Origin of the sequence: Mitsuaria sp. PDC51, assembly GCF_900113225.1 — a bacterium.
GTDB lineage: Bacteria > Pseudomonadota > Gammaproteobacteria > Burkholderiales > Burkholderiaceae_C > Roseateles.
On sequence record NZ_FOZE01000003.1, the window covers coordinates 371,694 to 390,520 of the forward strand.

At 71.7% G+C, this 18,827-nt stretch carries 16 protein-coding genes; 6 read left to right on the top strand and 10 right to left on the bottom strand.

Translation table 11 applies throughout. The features are described from left to right. Positions 1 to 62: 62 nt before the first annotated feature. Positions 63 to 2,012, bottom strand: coding sequence for an ATP-binding protein (locus BM393_RS22115; RefSeq protein ID WP_091732996.1), 1,950 nt, complete (start codon positions 2,010 to 2,012; stop codon positions 63 to 65). Positions 2,013 to 2,014: 2 nt separating this feature from the next. After that, positions 2,015 to 2,554 carry a hypothetical protein gene (locus BM393_RS22120; protein WP_254783559.1) on the bottom strand — a complete coding sequence of 180 codons (540 nt, stop codon included), beginning with the start codon at positions 2,552 to 2,554 and terminating at the stop codon, positions 2,015 to 2,017. Between the two features lie 246 nt (positions 2,555 to 2,800). Here BM393_RS22120 and BM393_RS22125 point away from each other — a divergent pair, with 246 nt between their 5' ends. Then, on the top strand, positions 2,801 to 4,513 hold the full coding sequence (locus tag BM393_RS22125; RefSeq protein ID WP_091733001.1) for a long-chain fatty acid--CoA ligase: 1,713 nt from the start codon (positions 2,801 to 2,803) through the stop codon (positions 4,511 to 4,513). Between the two features lie 194 nt (positions 4,514 to 4,707). Here the strand turns inward: BM393_RS22125 and BM393_RS22130 are convergent, their stop codons facing one another. From BM393_RS22130 to BM393_RS22140, 3 genes are read right to left on the bottom strand one after another with little or no spacing between them, the layout of a single operon-like run. Continuing rightward, positions 4,708 to 5,556: a DUF924 family protein gene (locus BM393_RS22130; protein ID WP_175538464.1), complete on the bottom strand. Its 849-nt coding sequence runs from the start codon at positions 5,554 to 5,556 to the stop codon at positions 4,708 to 4,710. Next, the gene (locus BM393_RS22135) at positions 5,553 to 7,679 is read right to left on the bottom strand and encodes a prolyl oligopeptidase family protein (RefSeq protein WP_091733008.1); all 2,127 of its coding nucleotides are present in this window, start codon (positions 7,677 to 7,679) and stop codon (positions 5,553 to 5,555) included. Before BM393_RS22135 ends, BM393_RS22130 begins: the two co-directional genes overlap by 4 nt. A 50-nt stretch (positions 7,680 to 7,729) precedes the next feature. Continuing rightward, positions 7,730 to 8,290: a YaeQ family protein gene (locus BM393_RS22140; RefSeq protein ID WP_091733012.1), complete on the bottom strand. Its 561-nt coding sequence runs from the start codon at positions 8,288 to 8,290 to the stop codon at positions 7,730 to 7,732. Positions 8,291 to 8,520: 230 nt separating this feature from the next. Here BM393_RS22140 and BM393_RS22145 point away from each other — a divergent pair, with 230 nt between their 5' ends. The 5 genes from BM393_RS22145 to BM393_RS22165 all read left to right on the top strand — a co-directional run bounded on the left by BM393_RS22145 (position 8,521) and on the right by BM393_RS22165 (position 13,245). After that, positions 8,521 to 9,168 carry a hypothetical protein gene (locus tag BM393_RS22145; protein ID WP_091733016.1) on the top strand — a complete coding sequence of 216 codons (648 nt, stop codon included), beginning with the start codon at positions 8,521 to 8,523 and terminating at the stop codon, positions 9,166 to 9,168. Positions 9,169 to 9,267: 99 nt separating this feature from the next. Further along, positions 9,268 to 11,331: a M3 family metallopeptidase gene (locus BM393_RS22150; RefSeq protein ID WP_091733021.1), complete on the top strand. Its 2,064-nt coding sequence runs from the start codon at positions 9,268 to 9,270 to the stop codon at positions 11,329 to 11,331. Between the two features lie 227 nt (positions 11,332 to 11,558). Continuing rightward, positions 11,559 to 11,834 (top strand): hypothetical protein, encoded by a 276-nt coding sequence (locus tag BM393_RS22155; protein WP_091733024.1) that lies wholly within the window; start codon positions 11,559 to 11,561, stop codon positions 11,832 to 11,834. 181 nt (positions 11,835 to 12,015) lie between these two features. Next, positions 12,016 to 12,846, top strand: coding sequence for an SDR family oxidoreductase (locus BM393_RS22160; RefSeq protein ID WP_091733029.1), 831 nt, complete (start codon positions 12,016 to 12,018; stop codon positions 12,844 to 12,846). 66 nt (positions 12,847 to 12,912) lie between these two features. Continuing rightward, on the top strand, positions 12,913 to 13,245 hold the full coding sequence (locus BM393_RS22165; RefSeq protein WP_091733033.1) for a hypothetical protein: 333 nt from the start codon (positions 12,913 to 12,915) through the stop codon (positions 13,243 to 13,245). 15 nt (positions 13,246 to 13,260) lie between these two features. On the opposite strand, the gene rsgA is transcribed toward BM393_RS22165, so the two are convergent. From rsgA to BM393_RS22190, 5 genes are all read right to left on the bottom strand, one after another. Beyond that, positions 13,261 to 14,166 (bottom strand): ribosome small subunit-dependent GTPase A, encoded by a 906-nt coding sequence (rsgA, locus tag BM393_RS22170; RefSeq protein WP_091733036.1) that lies wholly within the window; start codon positions 14,164 to 14,166, stop codon positions 13,261 to 13,263. Continuing rightward, positions 14,163 to 15,515 carry a M48 family metallopeptidase gene (locus tag BM393_RS22175; RefSeq protein ID WP_091733040.1) on the bottom strand — a complete coding sequence of 451 codons (1,353 nt, stop codon included), beginning with the start codon at positions 15,513 to 15,515 and terminating at the stop codon, positions 14,163 to 14,165. Before BM393_RS22175 ends, rsgA begins: the two co-directional genes overlap by 4 nt. A 90-nt stretch (positions 15,516 to 15,605) precedes the next feature. Next, on the bottom strand, positions 15,606 to 16,853 hold the full coding sequence (locus tag BM393_RS22180; RefSeq protein WP_091733044.1) for a LytR C-terminal domain-containing protein: 1,248 nt from the start codon (positions 16,851 to 16,853) through the stop codon (positions 15,606 to 15,608). 9 nt (positions 16,854 to 16,862) lie between these two features. Further along, on the bottom strand, positions 16,863 to 17,801 hold the full coding sequence (locus BM393_RS22185; protein WP_091733049.1) for a type II secretion system F family protein: 939 nt from the start codon (positions 17,799 to 17,801) through the stop codon (positions 16,863 to 16,865). 35 nt (positions 17,802 to 17,836) lie between these two features. Beyond that, positions 17,837 to 18,808 (bottom strand): type II secretion system F family protein, encoded by a 972-nt coding sequence (locus BM393_RS22190; RefSeq protein WP_091733052.1) that lies wholly within the window; start codon positions 18,806 to 18,808, stop codon positions 17,837 to 17,839. Positions 18,809 to 18,827 lie beyond the last annotated feature (19 nt).

Genomic DNA, 18,827 nt, shown 5'->3' on the forward strand with positions numbered 1-18,827 from the left:
AGAGGGACTTTAATGGCCTTTGAGGTGAGCGGGATCGAACCGGCTCAGCCGGCCCGCCCGGTTCAAGCCGCTTCCGGCCGGGCGGGCGAGGGCGCCAGCGACTGCAGGCAGGCGCGCAGCGTCTCGAGCTCCACCGGCTTGGCCAGGAAGGCGCTGATGCCGGCGTCATCGGCCTTCTGGCGAGACTCCTCGAACGCGTCGGCCGAGAACGCGATGATCGGCAGCCGCCCGCGCGGCGGCGGCAGCTCCCGCATCCGCCGCGTGGCCTCGAAGCCGTCCATCTGCGGCGTGTGCAAGTCCATCAGCACGACGTCGAAGGCCTGCTGCCGCAGCGCGTGCAGCGCCTGCAGGCCGTTCTCGCACAGCGTCGGCCGATGGCCCAGCCGTTCGAGCATCGCCTCGATGACGATGCGGTTGGTCGGGTTGTCCTCGCTGACCAGGACGCGCAGGCCGGTGACCGGTGCATCCTCCGCCGAGGCCGCCGAGGCCGCCGAAGTCGTCAAGGCCGCCGAGGTCGCCGAAGGCCCCTTGAGCGGCGTCGAGGGGGCGGTCGCCGCCTCGGCCGGCACCATGCGGCCGGGCGGCAGGTCGGCGCCGGCGCGCAGCGGCAGCGCCAGCGTGAAGCGCGCGCCCTGGCCGGGCGCGCTCTGCACATGGATGTCGCCGCCCATCGCACGGGCCAGCCGGCGCGAGATCTCCAGCCCCAGGCCCGCGCCGCCGTGGCGCCGCGAGGTGCTCGCGTCGCCCTGGCTGAAGCGCTGGAAGAGTCTGGCCTGCGTCTGCGCGTCGATGCCCGGGCCGGTGTCGCTGACCTCGAACATCAGCAGGTCCTCGCCCAGCGGCCCGACGCCGCGTCTCAGCTGGCAGCCCACCTGGCCGCGGTCGCAGAACTTGAGCGCGTTGCTCAGCAGGTTCAGCAGGATCTGGCGCAGCCGCGTCGGATCGGCCAGCACCCAGCCGGGCACGTCGTCGTCGATGCCGAAGTGCAGCGCCAGCCGCTTGGCCGCCGCCTGCGGCCGGCTCAGCGCCTCCAGTTCCCTGACCAGCGCACCGAGCTGCAGCGGCTCCGGCGCGATCGACAGCCCGCCGGCCTCCATGCGCGTCACGTCCAGGATGTCGCCCAGCACCGCCAGCAGGTGGCGCGCGCAGTCGTTGGCGGCCTTGAGCTGGTCCTGCTGCGCGGGCGTCAGCGGCGCTTCCTTGATCAGGCCCAGCATGCCCAGCAGCCCCTGCAGCGGCGTGCGCAGCTCGTGGCTCATGTTGGCGAGGAAGACCGTCTTGGCGCGGTTGGCGGCGTCGGCCTCGCGCTGCGCTTCGTTGAGCCGCGCGGCCAGCGCCTTCTGCTTGTCGCCATAACGCTCCAGGCCGCGGAACTGCCGGTAGATCACGGCCGCGAACAGCAGCGTCATCGCCGACAGCGCCGCCGTCAGCCCCAGGCTGACGCGACTCTGGTTGCGGATGATCTCGTTGCGGCGCGTCACGTCCTGGGCGACGTGGTGGGTCGAGGTCAGCGACAGGTCCCGGATCGGGTCGGCCAGCGGTTCCAGGCGGGCGACGATCTCGGCGATGCGCTGCGGATGCTCGCGGATCAGGGCGCCGTTGAGCGGCAGCGCATCGGCCCAGCGCACGAAGTCCTGCGCGCGCGCGACCGTGCGCTGGTAGTCGGGGTGGTGCGCCAGTACCAGCGCGGCATGCTCGCTCTCCACGAGGTTGAGCCGGCTGACGAAGATCTCGTAGCGCTGCGCCACCTGGTCGGGGTCGACGCCCACGCTCGGTCCGGCCGCCTGCTCCAGGGCCAGGCGCAGCTTCAGGTATTCGGTCTCGAACTGGAACAGGCTCCAGACGAGGTAATCGTCCTGGTAGCGCCGCGTGCCGTTGAGCGCCTCGTACTGCCGCGCCTGCAGCCAGCCCACGCCGGCGAGCGTCAGCACCAGCAGCAGGCCCATCGCGGCGATGCCGATGCGCCAGCGGCGCTGCCGGGCCGCGACGGTGCGGGAGGCGTCGCGCGGCATGGTCAGCGCAGCTCCAGGTGGGTCAGCTGCCAGGCCGAGCGCCCGTAGAAGACGCTGTTGCGCAGCTCCGGCGCCTGGTCGAAGGGATAGATCAGGAACAGCGGGCCCTTGTCGCGCACCGCCATCGGCCGGTCGTCGAGCAGCCGGGCGACGATCACATCGTAGCGATGGCTGTCGGTCAGCGGGATCTGGACGCGGTAGTCGTTGAGCGCGCGGGCCTCGATCGTGCGTCCCTGCGCGCCGGCGGCGGCGAGCACGTCGCGCAGCAGCGGCCCGGTGAACCGGCGCGGCTGCGGGTACCAGGGCGTCTGCGTGCTGAAGCTGACCTGGGGCAGCTTCTCGAGCATCGCCATGTCGAAGGCGGCGCGGCCGTCGCGATTGGCGTTGCGCAGCGCCCCGCCGACGGTGAGCACCACCGGTCCGGTGGGCGCGGCCAGCGGCGGCTCGGCCGGCGCCGCCCGCACGGACGGCGCGGCCGCGGCGCCCACGGCCAGGGCACAGGTCAGCAGGCCCTGAAGGGCGGTACGTCGCGCGATCAGCATGAACGGGAGCAGGCACGACCCGGCCGCGCATCGACGCCCCGAGGGGCGGATGCCGCGCGGGCATTGGTGAAAGCCCGCATGCTACGCGGGGGCACGGGGAGGAGCATGTCCGGGACCACCCCGATAACAGGGGCCAGTCGGGTTTCCGCCACAGTGGACCGCCGGGCCCGATGTCGCTGTCGAGACAAGGTCGGCGAGGCGGTGGATTGAAGATCGACGCCACAACACAGACAGGAGACAGCCCCGATGACGCGCGTGGTCACCCCCCGTCCCGAGAACGCCGGCGTGCAGCACAGCCACTGGCCGGCGCGACTGCCCCGGCGGTTGGCGATTCCACGGACCTCGCTGTGGTTCAACCTGGAGGTCGCCGCGACGCGGTATCCGGACAAGGCGGCCACGCAGTTCCTCGGCGCGACGCTGAGCTACCGCGAGCTGCGACGGCAGGCCGAGGCGCTCGCCGGCTGGCTGCGGGCGCAGGGCGTGGGCAAGGGCGACCGCGTCGCGCTCTTCATGCAGAACTGCCCGCAGTACCTGGTCGCCTTCTACGCGATCAACCGCGCCGATGCGGTGGTGGTGCCGGTCAACCCGATGAACCGCGAGGACGAGTTCGGCCATTACCTGACCGATCCGGAGACACGCGTCGTCATCTGCAGCGGCGAGCTGTCGGGCATCGTCGCCAAGGCCGCCGAGAAGCTGCCGCCGGCGCAGCGCCCGCGCGCCGTGCTGGTGACCCAGTACTGGCAGATGCTCCCGCCCGCCGGGCCCGATCCGGCCTGCGACGCGCCCGAGACGATGCGGACCTGGCTCACCGCCGTCCACGAGCTGCCGCCCGGCGCGACCGACTGGCGCGACGCGCTGGGCGCCGGCCTGGTGCCGGGGCCGCATACCGCCGGACCCGACGACCTGGCGATGCTGCCCTACACCTCGGGCACCACCGGCCTGCCCAAGGGCTGCATGCACACCAACGCGACCTTGATGGCCAACAGCTGCGGTGGCTGCCAATGGGGTTACGCGAGTGCCGAATCGGTCGGCCTGGCGGTGGTGCCGATGTTCCACATCACCGGCACCTTGTATGGCGTGCTCGGTCCGGTCTTCACCGGGATGACGCTGGTCATCATGCCGCGCTGGGACCGCGAGCTCTGCGGGCGCCTGATCTCGCGCCACCAGGTCACGCACTGGACCTGCATCCCGACGATGATCATCGACCTCTTCGCGAGCCCGAACTACAAGTCCTTCGACCTGCGCAGCCTGCGTTATCTCAGCGGCGGCGGCGCGGCGATGCCCAAGGCGGTGGCCGAGCGATTGCAGGAGGAGTTCGGCCTGACCTTCGCCGAGGGCTATGGCCTGACGGAGACCGCGGCGCCCAGTCACGGCAACCCGCCCGAGCGCGCCAAGCTGCAGTGCCTGGGCATCCCGATCTTCGGTGTGGACGCGCGCATCGTCGATCCGACCACGCTGGAGGAACTGCCGGTCGGCGAGGTGGGCGAGATCATCACGCATGGCCCGATGGTGTTCCAGGGCTACTGGCGCCAGCCGGAGGCGACGGAGGCGGCCTTTGTCGAGCTCGACGGCAAGCGCTTCTTCCGCACGGGGGATCTTGGCCGCATGGACGAGGAGGGCTACTTCTTCATCACGGACCGGCTCAAGCGGATGATCAACGCGAGCGGCTACAAGGTGTGGCCTTCGGAGGTCGAGATGTTGCTGTACCGGCACCCGGCGGTGCAGGAGGCCTGCATCATCGCGGCCAAGGATGCGTACCGTGGCGAGACGGTCAAGGCGGTGGTGGTGCTGCGTGCGGAGGCCAAGGGCAAGACCACGGACAGGGACATCATCGACTGGGCGCACGAGCACATGGCGGCCTACAAGGCGCCGCGCATCGTGCAGTTCGTGGACGTCTTGCCGAAGTCGGGTTCCGGCAAGGTCATGTGGCGTCTCCTGCAGGAGCAGGAATCGAGTTGAGCTGCTGGCGCCTCGCGGTGCACGCGCTGCAGTGCTTCTCTTCGAGGGCAGGGCCGGGGCAGGCGACGAAGTCGTGCCGTCCAGGACTGACTGGGCGCGTTCTGTCTGACCAAAGCGAGCCGCAGGCGAGCGGCGGGAGTTGAGCGCCTGAGGCACGACGGGAGTCGCCTGCCCCGGTCCTGCCCGAGCGCAGGTCAGAACCGTGACCCTGGCTGCTTCAGGAAGTCCAGTTCCTCCGGCGTGCTGTCCCGCCCGAGGATGTCATTGCGATGCGGGAAGCGCCCGAAACGCGCGATGACATCGCGGTGTTTGCGCGCGTAGTCGAGCGCGTCGGCGAGGCGCGGGTCCTCGAGGGTGAGGGCTTCGAAGGTGGCGACGCTGAGTTCCTGCATCGCGAGGTCTTCGGCGTGTTCCATCGGCATGGTGGCGAACCAGCGTTCGAGCGTGCCGAGTTCCTGCGCCCGGGCCCGCAGCGCGATTGCGGCGTCCAGGGCGAGGGCGTCGCCGGCGAAGGCTGCTGGCGTATCGCGATGAATGTTGCGGGTGAACTGGTCCAGCACGACGATGCGCGCGAGCGCGCCCCAGGCGGTGGAGTCCCACTCGCGCAGGCCGCCGTCGAGGGCCTGGGCGACGACCGCGCCGAAGCGCTCGCGCAGCGCGTCGTCGAAGGCGGGGTCCTTCTTGAACCACTTCATCTGGATCTGCCCGTCCTGCGCCGAGCCGGGCGGGCCGAACCATTCGTTGAGCACCCGCTGGGCCGATGCCGGCGTCAGCAGCCGCTGCCAGCGCGGATGGCGCAGCAGCCAGTGGCGCACATAGCTGCAGCCGGGGACCAGCTGCAACGGGAACTCCGCCAGCCAGCGTGCCGCGGTCTCCACCAGCTGCGAGGCCAGGCCTTGCCCGCGCAGCTGCGCCGGCACGCCGGTGTGGGTGATGATCAGCTGTTCGCCGTGGCGCTCATAGTCGAGCCGGCATTGCAGTCCGGGTTGCGGCTGGGCAAGAAAGCATCTCGCGTCGGGATGATGCTGGATGACGAAATTCACGCTGCGTCTCCACTGCTGGGCTCCCTGCCGAGTTGCCGCCACAAGTAGGCGAACTCGAGGGCTTGCAACAGCGCGCGCTGCTGGTTGTCCGCCGCGCCGCCATGGCCGCCCTCGATGTTTTCGTAATAGAAGCAGGCTTGCCCCAACGCAAGCATGCGGGCCGCCATTTTCCTCGCATGGCCCGGATGCACGCGATCGTCGCGCGTCGACGTGGCGAAGAGCGCCCGCGGATATTGCACGCCCGCCTTGAGCTGCTGGTACGGGCTGTAGGCGGCGATGTGCGCCCACTCCGCGGGCTCGTCGGGATCGCCGTACTCGGCCATCCACGACGCGCCGGCCAGCAGCAGGTGATAGCGCTTCATGTCCAGCAGCGGCACCTGGCACACCACCGCGCCGAAGAGCTCCGGCCGCTGCACCATGCAGGCGCCCACCAGCAGTCCGCCATTGCTGCCGCCCATGATCCCGAGCCGCGCCGGCCGCGTCAGCCCGTGCGCGACCAGGTCCTCGGCCACGGCGATGAAGTCGTCGAAGCTGCGCTGCTTGTGGGTGAGCGTCGCGGCCTGGTGCCAGCGCGGGCCGTACTCGCCGCCGCCGCGGATGTTGGCCACCACCAGCCGCCCGCCGCGCGCGAGCCACGCCCGGCCATTGCCGCCGGAGTACCACGGCTGCAGCGAGACCTCGAAGCCGCCGTAGCCGTAGAGCAGCGTCGGCGTGTCGGCGCCGCGGACGGCCTTGCCGATGACGAAGTAGGGCACGCTCTCGCCGTCGGCGCTGGTGGCGAAGCGCTGCTCCACCGTCATGCCGTGCGCGTCGAACTGCGCGCCGCGCTGCTTGAGCGTCTCGCGCGCGTCGGTGCCGGCCTGCGCCAGGCAGACGATGTCGGGCGTCAGGAAGTCGCAGTAGTGCAGCAGGTAGCGGTCGCCGAGCCGGTCCTCGGCCAGCTCCGGGTCGTGCAGGCTCTGCACGCTGAGCGTGCCGGGGAAGGGTGCCTTGACCTGGCGCAGGACCGGCGGCCGGTGCGACAGGTCCCATTCCTCGAGCCGGCTGGCCACATGCTCGCTGACGTTGAGCAGCAGGTGGTGGCGCGTCAGCGTGTAATCCTCCAGCGAGCGGCCCGCGGTCGGCGAGAACATCACGCGAAGGTGCCTGTCGTGGCGCTCGTTCTTCCAGAACGCGGCTTCCTCCATCAGCAGCAGCGAGCCGGCCGGGTAGGTCGGGCCGTGCGGGATGGCCCAGTCGGTGCGCGGACGCAGCAGCATCCACGGGCCTTCCAGGTGCACGCTCATGTCGCTGGGCAGGTCGATGGGCACGAACTCGCCTTGCTTCCAGAGGAAGCGCGACTCGTTGTAGAAATCCAGCGCGCGGCTGAACACGACCCGCTCGAAGCCCGGCGTGCGGTCGACCGACACCGACACCGAGACGTCGTCCTTCTCGCCCTCGAAGATCACCGGCGCGGCGTCCAGCGGCGTGCCGCGCTCCCAGCGCCGGATCTGGCGCGGATACCCCGACTCGGTCAGAGAGTCCGGTCCGAAGTCGCTGCCGACCAGCAAGGTGTCGGCGTCCAGCCATTCGACGTCGCTCTTGGCCTCGGGCACGAAGAAACCGCCCTCGGTCGGCGGGATGAAGCGCAGCGCTTCGAGGTCGAACTCGCGCAGCTCGTGGGCGTCGGCGCCGCCGTCGGACAGCGACACCAGGCAGCGCCGGTAATCGGGTGCGAGCGCCGTCGCGCCGTGGAAGACCCAGCTGCGGCCTTCGTCGCGGCCCAGCGCGTCCAGGTCCAGCACCAGCCGCCACGGCGGCTCGGCAAGCTGGTAGTCCTCCAGCGTGCAGCGCCGCCACAGGCCGCGCGGATGGGCCTCGTCCTGCCAGAGGTTGTAGAACCAGTCGCCGCGCCGGGCCACATGCGGGATGCGGTCGCGCGCGTTCAGGATCTGCAGCAGCTCGTCCCGGACCGGCTCGAACTCGGGCTCGGCCTTCAGCGCGGCCAGCGTCGCGTCGTTGCGCTCGCGCACCCAGGCCAGCGCACGCTCGCCCTCGGCGCCTTCCAGCGCCTCGAGCCACAGGAACGGATCGTCCGCGGCGGTGGTGGGGTCGACGGATGCGGACGGCTCGGAATGCGGCACAACGGTCTCCTGGTCAAGGGCGCGGGCGGCTCGTCACCTTACCCCACAAGTCACTGCTCGGCTTCCTTCAGCAATTGCGGCGTGATCTCCACAGCGCCCTTCTCGGTGCTGACGTACGCCGTTCCGTCCTGGATGCTGACCTGCCACTGCATGCCGCGTTCGGCCAGGGCGGCCAGCGCCTGCGCCTGGTCCGCCGGGATCTGCCACACGGCCAGCCGGGGAGTGCGCTGCAGCTTGTTCTGGATGCCGCTCCACCATACCGGCGTGCTGGACGCGTAGCTGATGACGGTGACGCGCTCGGCGCGGCCGTGGGCCTGGCGCAACCGGCGCTCGTCGGGCTGGCCCAGCTCGATCCAGTGGACCACCTCGCCGGTCAGGTCCAGCTGCCACAGCGGCGGCTCGTCGACATCGGAGAGGCCCTTGCTGAATTCGAGCCGGCCGCGCAGGTCGTCGGCGGGCACGTGCAGCGCGTAGGCCAGGATGCGCAGCATCATGCGCTCGTCGGTCTCCGAGGGGTGGCGGGCGACGGTCAGGGAGTGCTCGCCGTAGACATGGCGGTCCATGTCGGAGAGCTGCAGCTGGGCTTTGTGGATGGTGGCCTTGAGCGCCATGGTCGAAGGGCCGCCCGAAGCGGCCGGGGTGCGGGGTGGATGCCCCGGCGTGCGGGCTGCACGCGGGGCGGAAACGATCTGAAGCGGCGCATTATCCCGGTCGTGGCATCATGCCGACCCGCATGGCGGCCTGCTCCGGCCGCCCCATGAGACTGCGGGCCGGCCGGTGCCACCGGCGAGCCCGTGCCGACGAGACAGCGCCCACCCGGCGCAATGACCTGAGAGACGACATGAACACTCTTCGCACCTCCCTCGCCGTCGCCGCGCTGCTGGCCTGCGGTCTGGCCGTCGCCCAGACCAGCGGCACCAAGCCCGCCACGCCGGCCGCGCCGGCCGCCGCCAAGGGCGGCAAGGGCAAGCTGATGACCCGCGACGAGCTGCGCGCCTGCATGGCCAGCAACCAGCAGAACGAGGCCGCCGCGGCCGAGCTGGACAAGAAGAAGGCCGTCGTCCTGAAGGAGCGCGACGAGCTCAAGGCGGCCAAGGCCGAGTCCGACAAGTTCGAGTCGGACATGCAGGCCCAGGGCTCCGCGCTGAAGGCCGAGATCGAGTCGGTCAAGGCCTTCGGCGCCGAGATCGAGGCCGGCGCCTCCAAGATGGAGAAGGACCAGCTCAAGGCCAAGCAGGAGGAGTACCAGGCCCGCGCCAACGCCCTGCAGCCCAAGATCGATGCCTTCAACAAGGCGCGCAATGACCGCGTCGAGGTCAACAAGGCCTTCAACACCCGCGTCGATGCCCACCAGAAGATCGCCGACGACTTCAACGAGGCGGTCGAGGACCTGAACGACAAGCGCAACGAGTGGAAGCTCAAGTGCGGCAACCGGTCCTACGACGAGGCCGACGAGATCGCCATCAAGAAGGAAATGAACAAGAAGTAAGGCGTTCCCCTTTCGACGCCTCGGGAACGGCGCCGGCACCGATCGCGGTCCGGCGCCGTTCCTACAATCGGCGCCCTGTTGATGGCCCCTGGAGACACGATGAGCGCCGCCCCCGCTGCCAATCCGCTGCTGTCCGCCTGGACCGGCCCCTACGGGCTGCCGCCGTTCGAGGCGATCGAGGCCGGGCATTTCGAACCGGCCTTCGACGCGGCGCTGGCCGCGCACCGCGCCGAGCTCGACGCGATCGCGTCGCAGCCGGCGGCCCCGACCTTCGAGAACACGCTCGCCGCGCTCGATCGTGCCGGGCGCGCGTTGACCGCGCTGGAGCACCTGTTCTCGACGCTGAGCGCGTCGGCGAGTTCGCCCGAGCTGCAGGCGGTGCAGCGGCGCATGGCCGCGCCGCTGGCCGCGCACACCAACGCGATCTACCTGAACGCCGCGCTGTTCGCCCGCGTCGAGGCGCTGCATGAACAGCGCGCCGCGCTCGGGCTCACGCCGGAGCAGCGGCGGCTGCTGGAGCGCGTGCACCTGGACTTCGTCCGCGCCGGCGCCCGGCTGCAGGGCGCGGACCGCGAGCGCTACGCCGCCAACATGGAGCGGCAGGCGGAACTCAACACCCGCTTCGCGCAGAACGTGCTGGCCGACGAGAGCGGCTACCAGCTGGTGCTGCGCGGCGAACGCGACCTGGCCGGCCTGCCGGACTTCGTCCGCGCCGCCGCGCGCCAGGCGGCGCTGGACCGCGGGCAGGCGGAGGAGGGCGTGCACGTGGTGACGCTGTCGCGCTCGCTGATCGTGCCCTTCCTGACCTTCAGCGAGCGGCGCGACCTGCGCGAGCAGGCCTGGCGCGCCTGGGTCGGCCGCGGCGACGCGACCGGCGAGACCGACAACCGCGCGCTGGTGCGGGAGCTGCTCGCGCTGCGACATGAGCAGGCCACGCTGCACGGCCATCGCAGCTTCGCCGACTACGCGCTGGCCGACACCATGGCCGGCCGCCAGTCGGCGGTGCAGGCGCTGCTGGACCAGGTCTGGGAGCCGGCCAAGGCGGCCGCCGCGCGCGAGCGGGCGATGCTCGACGAGGTGCGCGAGCAGCTCGGCCACGACCTGAGCATCGAGGCCTGGGACTGGCGCTGGTACGCCGAGAAGGTGCGGCAGCAGCGCTTCCAGCTCGACGAGGCGGAGGTCAAGCCCTACTTCCCGCTGGACGCGATGGTGCGCGCGATGTTCGACTGCGCCGAGCGCCTTTACGGCCTGCGTTTCGTCGAGCAGCCGCAGGTCGCCGGTTATCACCCGGACGTGAAGGTCCACGAGGTCCGGGGCGAGGATGGCCGCCTGCGCGGCGTCTTCATCCAGGACAACTTCGCGCGTCCGACCAAGCGCAGCGGGGCCTGGATGAACGCGCTGCGCTGGCAGGCGCGCAACGGCATCGACGCGCTGCCGATCATCCTGAACAACAACAACTTCGCCAAGGGCGCGCCGGGCGAGCCGACGCTGCTGTCCTTCGACGACGTGCGCACGCTGTTCCACGAGTTCGGCCATGGTCTGCACGGGCTGCTGTCGGACGTCGAGTTCGAGCGCCTGTCCGGCACGCAGGTGCTGCGCGACTTCGTCGAGCTGCCCTCGCAGCTGATGGAGCACTGGATGGCCGAGCCGGCGGTGCTGAAGCAGCATGCGCGCCATCACCGCACCGGCGAGCCGCTGCCCGATCCGCTGCTGGCGCGGCTCAAGGCCGCCGCGACCTTCAACCAGGGCTACGAGACGGTGCGCTATTGCGCGTCGGCGCTGGTGGACCTGGCCATCCACGCGCGGGAAGAGGCCGAGGCGCCGGACCCGGTCGCCTTCGAGCGCGAGACACTGGAGCGCCTGGGCCTGCCGCCGGCGGTCGGGATGAATCACCGGCTGACGCATTTCCAGCACCTGTTCTCGGGCAGCTATTACGCCTCCGGCTATTACGTCTACCTGTGGGCGGAAGTACTGGACTGCGATGCCTTCGAGGCCTTCGTCGAGGCCGGCGATCCGTTCGACCGGTCGGTCGCCCGGTCGCTGCTGGACAACATCCTGTCGGTGGGCAACAGCCGCGAGCCGGGCGCGACCTACCGGGCCTTCCGCGGCCGCGACGCGCGGGTTGAGCCGATGCTCAAGGGGCGGGGACTGGTGCCCGCCTGACCTGCCGGACCCGCCTGAAGGCGGGCCTGGACTCCCCCTGTCGAGGGCCCCGGAAGGGGCCCTCGTCGTTTCGGGTAAACCCGGATCGTGGGCGCCGTTCATCGCGCTCCGCCGCAGTTCGTCGCTAGCAACAACGTGTTGGTCGCAGCAGACTTTTGCTAGGGGTAAACCCCTGCGACAGTTCGCCCCATGCCGCAAGAACAACCCCGCGGCCCCTGGAGGAAGAGATGAACACCATTCGCTGCCACGACCGTTTCGCGACGCTCAAGCGCCTTGCCGCGCTGATCGGGATCGGGGCCGGCATCGCCGCCGGCCTGCTGATGGCGCTGCCCAGCCGCGCCGGCCAGCCGGAGCGCCTGCCGACGGTGGTCATCAACGGCAAGTCCGCGCCGACGCTCGCCGCGCTGCGCGCCGCAGGCGAAGTCCAGACGCTGCCCACGGTGGTGGTGACCGGCCGCCGCGCCGACACCGGCGTGGACGGCGAACAGGTGGCGTCGCGATGAGCGGGCTGGCGAGCTTCCTGGCGCGGCGTGTCGCCGACGCGGCCGACGCGGCCGTCGAGCTGGATCCGGCCTCCGGCATCCGCCTGTCCTGGCCGGCGCCGATGAACGCGTCGGGCGTGGATCGCGCGGGCCCATCCCCTGCGCGGCTGCCGGTGTCCCCCTCGCTCCCTATGATGCGGGGATGGACTCTGCCCACGCCGCCCTCGATCCCGTCGCTGCCCACGTGACGCCCTCGCCCGAGGTCGTTCCGCTCGCGGCGGCCTCGCCCCTCCAGACCCGCTTCGCCGCGGTGACCGGCGCCGGCTCCGGCATCGGCCGCGCCGCGGCGCAGGCCTTGATGCAGGCCGGCTGGCAGGTCGCGCTGCTGGGGCGTCGCGAGGCGATGCTGCGCGAGACCGCGGCGCTCGCGCCGGAACGCGCGCTGGTGCTGCCCGCCGATGTCGCCGACGAGGCCCAGGTGAACGCCGCCTTCGACGCGATCGAACGCCGCTGGGGCCGGCTCGACTTCCTGTTCAACAACGCCGGGCGCGGCGCGCCGGCGTCGGACATCGACGAACTGAGCCTCGAGACCTGGCGGGCCGTCGTCGACGTCAACCTGACCGGCAGCTTCCTCTGCGCCCGCGCGGCCTTCGGCCTGATGAAGCGGCAGTCGCCCCGCGGCGGGCGCATCGTCAACAACGGGTCGATCTCGGCGCATGCGCCGCGGCCGGGGTCGATCGCCTACACCTCGACCAAGCACGCGATCACCGGCCTGACCAAGACGCTGGCGCTGGATGGCCGCCGGCATGACATCGCGGCCGGCCAGATCGACATCGGCAATGCCGAGACCGATCTGACCGAGCGCTTCAAGCAGGGCGTGCCGCAGGCGCATGGCGGCACGATGGTGGAGCCGGTGATGGATGTCGGCCATGCCGCCAGCGCCGTGCTGTACATGGCGGGATTGCCGCTGTCGGCCAACGTGCCTTTCCTGACGGTGATGGCCACCAAGATGCCCTACATTGGCCGCGGCTGACCGCCCGCGTCCGGGCCTTGAATCCGGGCTTGAATCCGGGCCCGACCGCCCCGAACTGAACGACCGATGAACGCTCTCTCCACGCTCTTCTCGATCGCCGCCCGCCTCGTGCTGGCGGTGGCCTCCCTGGTGCTCTTCCTGGTGGTGCTGGCTGCCGGGCTGGTGATTTTCGGCGGGGTGCTGCTGTGGAGCCTGATCCGCGGCCGCCGGCCGACGCTGCGCACGGCGGCGTTCCAGCGCGCGGCGCAGTTCCGTGCGCAGGCGTTCCGCGGTGGACGCGGACCGTTCCCCGGCGGGATGCCCGGGGGCATGGCGGGCACCGGCCGCGCGCCGCAGGGCGAGGTCATCGACGCCGAGGTCCGCGAAGTGCCCCACAGCGATCCGCGCCTGGAGCGCTGACCATCGCCGCAGCGCTCAATACTTGGGCGGCGCGCTGAGCTCGTCCCAGAGCTCGTCGTAGATGCGGTAACGCGAGGGGCTGATCGCCCCCGCCTCGACCGCCGTCAGCACCGCGCAGCCGGGCTCATGCCGATGGCTGCAGTTGTGGAAGCGGCACTCGCCCAGATAGGGCTTGAAATCGGGCATGTAGCTCGCCAGGTCCGGCGCGGCGATCTGGCGCAGGCCGAATTCCTGGAAGCCCGGTGAATCGATCAGCGCGTCCTCGCGCCCCGCGTCCATCCAGTACCACTGCGTCGTGGTCGTCGTGTGGCGCCCCGAATTCAACGCCTGCGAGATCTCGCCCACCTGCGCCTGCGCATCGGGCACCAGCAGGTTGATCAGCGTGCTCTTGCCGGTGCCGCTGGGCCCCAGCACCAGCGTCGCCTGGCCGTGCAGCAACGGCAGCAGCACCTCGCGCGACTCGTCCGGGCGGCCCTTCAGGCTGAGCTCCAGCACCCGCTGGCCCATGGCCTTGTACGGCGCGAGCCGCTCGCGCGCGGCCGGGGCGCCGGGCAGGTCGGTCTTGTTGAGCACGATGTCGGCCGCGATGCCGGCGCTCTGCGCCGCGATCAGCGCGCGGGTGAGCTGCGATTCGGAGAACTGCGGCTCGACCGCCACCAGGATCAGCAGCCGGTCCAGGTTGGCGGCGAAGCTCTTGGTCTTCCACTCGTCCTGGCGGAACAGCAGGTTGCGCCGCGGCTCGACCTTCTCGATCACGCCCTCGTGCTCGCTGCTGCGCATCCAGCGCACGCGGTCGCCCACCACGCAATCGCTCTTCTTGCCGCGGGTCAGGCAGTGGATACGCTGCCCGTCCTGGTCCTCGACGACGTAATGGCGGCCGTGCCCGCGCACCACCAGCCCGGTCTGCGGCGCCTTGCTCATGCGACCTGTCCCGCCGGCGCGGCCGGTGCGCCCGACAGCGACGCGATCGCCGCCAGCCGCTCGCTGGCCGGCGGATGCGAGTAGTAGAAGCGCGCGAACAGCGGGTCCGGCGTCAGCGTGCCGGCGTTGTCCTCGTGCAGCTTGAGCAGCGCCTGCGACAGGTCGGCGCCGCTGGCCTGGGCGCAGGCATAGGCGTCGGCCTCGAACTCGTGCCGCCGCGACCACAGCGACATCAGTGGCGTCAGGAAGAAGGTGAAGGGCGGCAGCGCGAGCATGATCAGGAGCAGCGCGAGCGCGTCGTTGGGCGCGTCCAGGCTGGGACGCACGCCCAGCCCGAGGTAGAAGCCCGCCTGCGTGCTGAGCCAGCCCAGCAGCGCGAAGCCGGCCAGGCTGAGCGCGAACATCAGCGCCATGCGCTGCGGCACGTGGCGGCGCTTGAAGTGGCCCAGCTCGTGCGCGAGCACCGCCTCGACCTCGGGCGGATCGAGCCGCTCGAGCAGGGTGTCGAAGAACACCACCCGCTTGGCGGCGCCCAGGCCGGTGAAGTAGGCGTTGCCGTGCGCCGAGCGCCGGCTGCCGTCCATCACGAACAGTCCCTTGGCCGCGAAGCCGCAGCGCTGCATCAGCGTCTGGACGCGCTCGCGCAGCGCGGCGTCCTCCAGCGGCTGGAACTTGTTGAACAGCGGCGCGATGACGGTGGGATAGATCACCAGCATCAGCAGGTTGAAGCCCATCCAGGCGCCCCAGGCCCACAGCCACCACAGGCTGCCCGCCTGCGCCATCAGCCACAGGATCAGCGCCGCGATCGGCAGCCCGAGCAGCGCACCCACCGCCAGGCCCTTGAGCCCGTCGACGATGAACAGCCGCAGCGTCGTGCGGTTGAAGCCGAAGCGTTCCTCCAGCCGGAAGGTGTTGTAGAGCGACCAGGGCAGGTCGAGCAGCCCGGACAGCAGCCCGAAGACCGCCAGCAGCGCGAGCTGGTAGCCCATCGGGCCGAGTTCCTCGCGCCAGGACAGGGCCCACTGGTTGAGCAGGTCCAGGCCGCCCAGCAGCGTCCAGCCGATCAGCAGCGCGGTGTCCCAGGCCAGGTGCAGCGTGCCGAAGCGGCCGCGCGCGACGGTGTAGTCGGCGGCCTTCTGGTGCGCGGACAGCGGCACGGTGCCGACGAAGGCGGCCGGTACCGCGCCGCGGTGGCGCGCGACGTGGCGCATCTGGCGCGAGGACAGCCAGAGCTTGACCAGGAAGGAGACGATCACCGCGGCGACGAAGGCCGCGGTCAGCGCGAGCGGGGAGGTGGCCAGCGCGGAGGGCGCCGGCGCGGCGGCGATGGCCGCGGGAGGGATCTGCATGGGCTCGAAGTGTAGGTCCCTGCGGCGACACATCCGGCGCGCATTCGGCGTGCGGCAGCGGGCCCCCGCCGCCGGCGTGGGCCCCGGAGGTCAGAGGCCGGCGTGGGTCTCCGCGCCTTCCACCAGCCGCGCCGGCCAGTCCCGGCCGACCACGAGGCGGACATCGCCGCGCAGGCCGGCGCGTTCGCTCAACGCCGTCGTCACACCCGCCGGCAGGGCCAGCGCCAGGCAGCGCGCGGCCGCGGCCTGGCCGGCGGCGTAATCCACGCGGGTGCGGACCACGTCGTAGGCGGGCTGGTTGGTCAGGCGCGCGCGCGGCAGCCCGCGCTGCGACAGCCAGCCTTCCACCCGGGCCGCCATGCCGGTCGCGCCCATGCCGTTGCTGACTTCCAGCCGCTTCGGGGGCGCGCACCCGCCGGGCGGCGAGAGCGCTTGGCCGAGCGAAGCCGCCGCCGCGATCGTGGCGAGCTCGGTTGCCGGAAGGCGGGTCGCGGGTATCGGCGCCGTGTCGAGCGCGGGAATCGGCGCGGTATCGAGCGCGGGCGGCGACATGACGATCGTCGTCGCCGTCGCCGTCGTCGTCGCCGCCGCCGTTGCCGTCGTCGCCGATGCCGTCGCCGATGCCGTCGTCGTTGCCGTCTCCGGCCGCGTGGCGGCGAGCCGCGTCATCGCCTCGTCGCGGTTCGCGCGCGCCATCGCGTGCGTGGGATCGAGGGCGAGCGCCTCGTCGAGCGCCGCGAGCGCCGGTGCCGGCTGGTCCTTCAGGAGCAGCACGTAGGCGAGGTTGTTGTGCGCCCGGGCCCGCTGCGGCGCGAGCGCGACCGCCTGGCGCAACGCGGCCTCGGCCTCGTCGAGCCGGCCCGCCGACGCCAGCGTGCGGCCCAGCCCGTCCCACGCCGCCTCCGACGACGCGTCGCGTTCCGTCGCCTTGCGATAGGACTGCGCCGCGCGCGGCCAGTCGCGCGAGCCTTCGAAGTAGCGGCCGGCCGCGAGGTAGGCCTGGACCGCCTGCGGCGTGTCGTCGACGCGGTAGACCGGCGCGACCTGGTAGGCGCGCGGCGGCGCCGCGGGCGGCCACAGCGCGCAGCCCGCCAGCGTCAGTGCCGACGCCGCCTGGCCGAGCGCGACCGCCCGGCGCAGGCCGGCAGCGCGCCCGCGCCCTGGCCGCGTGCGAGGCGGCAGCGCCGTCGGCGCCGCGCCGCGGCTGGGCGAGGGATCCAGGTCGAGTTCGACATCGACGACTGGGGCGCCGCCGCGGGAGGGCGCGGCGCGAGGGCGCTCGGACGCCGGGGCGGGCAGGGCGGACGCGGGCGACGGAAATCGGCTTTGCACACGCATGACGCCTCCTCAGCCGCCGGCCATCGTCGGCAGCAGCACACGGTAGATCTGGATCATGGCCGGCCCCATCAGCACGACCATCAGCGACGGGAAGATGCAGAAGATCAGCGGGAACAGCAGTTTCAGCGCGATCTTGGCGGCCGCCTCCTCGGCGCGCTGGCGGCGGCGCGTGCGCAGCATCTCGGCGTGGATGCGCAGCGAGGCGGCGATGCTGGTGCCGAAGCGCTCGGCCTGGCTGATCATCGTGACGAAGCCGTCCACCTCCTCGACGCCGGTGCGGATGGCCAGGTTGCGCAGCGCCCGTTCGCGGTCCGCGCCCGCGCGCAACTCGAGGTTGACCAGCCGCAGCTCGTCGGCCAGCGCCGGGCTCTTGAGCTGCAGGTCATCGGCCACGCGCATCATCGCGGCCTCGGTGCCCAGGCCCGCCTCCATGCAGACGGTCATCAGGTCCAGCGCGTCGGGGAAGGCCTCGAAGATCTCGCGCTGGCGGGCCGTCACCAGGTGCCCCAGCACCAGGTTCGGGCCGTAGTAACCGACGCAGGCCAGCACCAGCAGCACCAGCATCAGCGCCGCGCCGCGCGGCATGTCGCCGCCGGTGGACAGGGCCGCGAAGCCCGCCAGCGGCAGGCCCAGCGTCAGCAGCGTCTTCAGGCCGAAGAAGGCCGAGGCGGCGATCGGGCTGCGGATGCCGGCGTGCACGAAGCGCAGCCGGATGCTGGATTTCTCGAAGCCTTCCTCGGGCATCGACAGCTTGCCGATCGGTCGGGTCAGGTCGGCGACCACCTGCAGGAAGCGCTCGCCCGAAGGCCCTTTCGCGGCCGGCCCGCCCTCCAGCGCGCGCAGCCGCTGCCGCGCCGGATCGGGCCTGAGCAGCGCGCCCACGCCCAGCACCGCCGTCACGACGACGATGAAGACCAGCCCCAGCATCATCCATTGCATCGCGGACATCGTCGGTCTCCCTGCTTCGCTCGTGCGTGGCCGCGTCAGACGCGGATCCTGATGATCCGGCGCATCCAGAAGATGCCCAGCGCCATCATCGCCAGCGCCACCGCCACCATGCGCAGCCCCAGCGGGTCGTTCCACAGCACGGCCATGAACTCCGGATTCACCAGGTTGACGACCAGCCCGACGCCGAAGGGCAGCGCCGTCAGGATCAGCGCCGACAGCCGCCCCTCGGCCGACAGCGTGCGGATCTCGCCGAGCAGCCGCAGCCGGTCGCGCACCAGCGCGGCGATCTTGTCGAGCAGCTCGGCCAGGTTGCCGCCCGACTCGCGCTGGATCATCACCGCCACGACGAAGTAGCTGACGTCGGCGATGGGCACGCGCTCGGCCAGGCGCGCGAGCGCGTCGTTGACCGGCACGCCGTAGTTGATCTCGTCGAACAGCAGCCGGAAGTCGCGGCCCAGCGGCGCGGGCATCTCGTCGGCCACCATGCGGATCGCCGACGGGAACGCATGGCCGGCGCGCATCGCGCGGCCCATCAGGTCCAGGGCCTCGGGGAACTGGCGCTCGATGCGCGCGACGCGGTCGGACGCGCGCGAGGCCACGCGCCACCAGGGCAGGGCGCCCAGCGCGATCGCCAGCCCCAGGCCCAGCGCCATCGGCTTGCCCAGCAGCGGCGGCACCATCAGCCCGCAGGCCGCCAGCGCCGCGGACAGCAGCATCAACTCCGCCACCGAGGCCGTCACCGCCGCCGCGCCGGCCAGGCGGCGCAGCCGGCGACCCGGCAGCGTGCGGGCGATCAGCGCGTTGAGCCGCGGCAGCCGCTCCGGCGTCTGCGCGCGCTCGATGCTGGTCGTGCCCGCTGCAGCCTCGCCGCCGAGCGCCGCCAGCCGCGCGGCGATGCGCCGCGCCTCGGCGCTGTGGCGCGAGGCCCAGAGGATGTAGATCCCCTCCAGGGCGAGCAGCACCGCCAGGAAGGCGACACCGGCGAACAGGATCAGGCTGACGTCCATGGTGGCGCTCCCTCGGTCC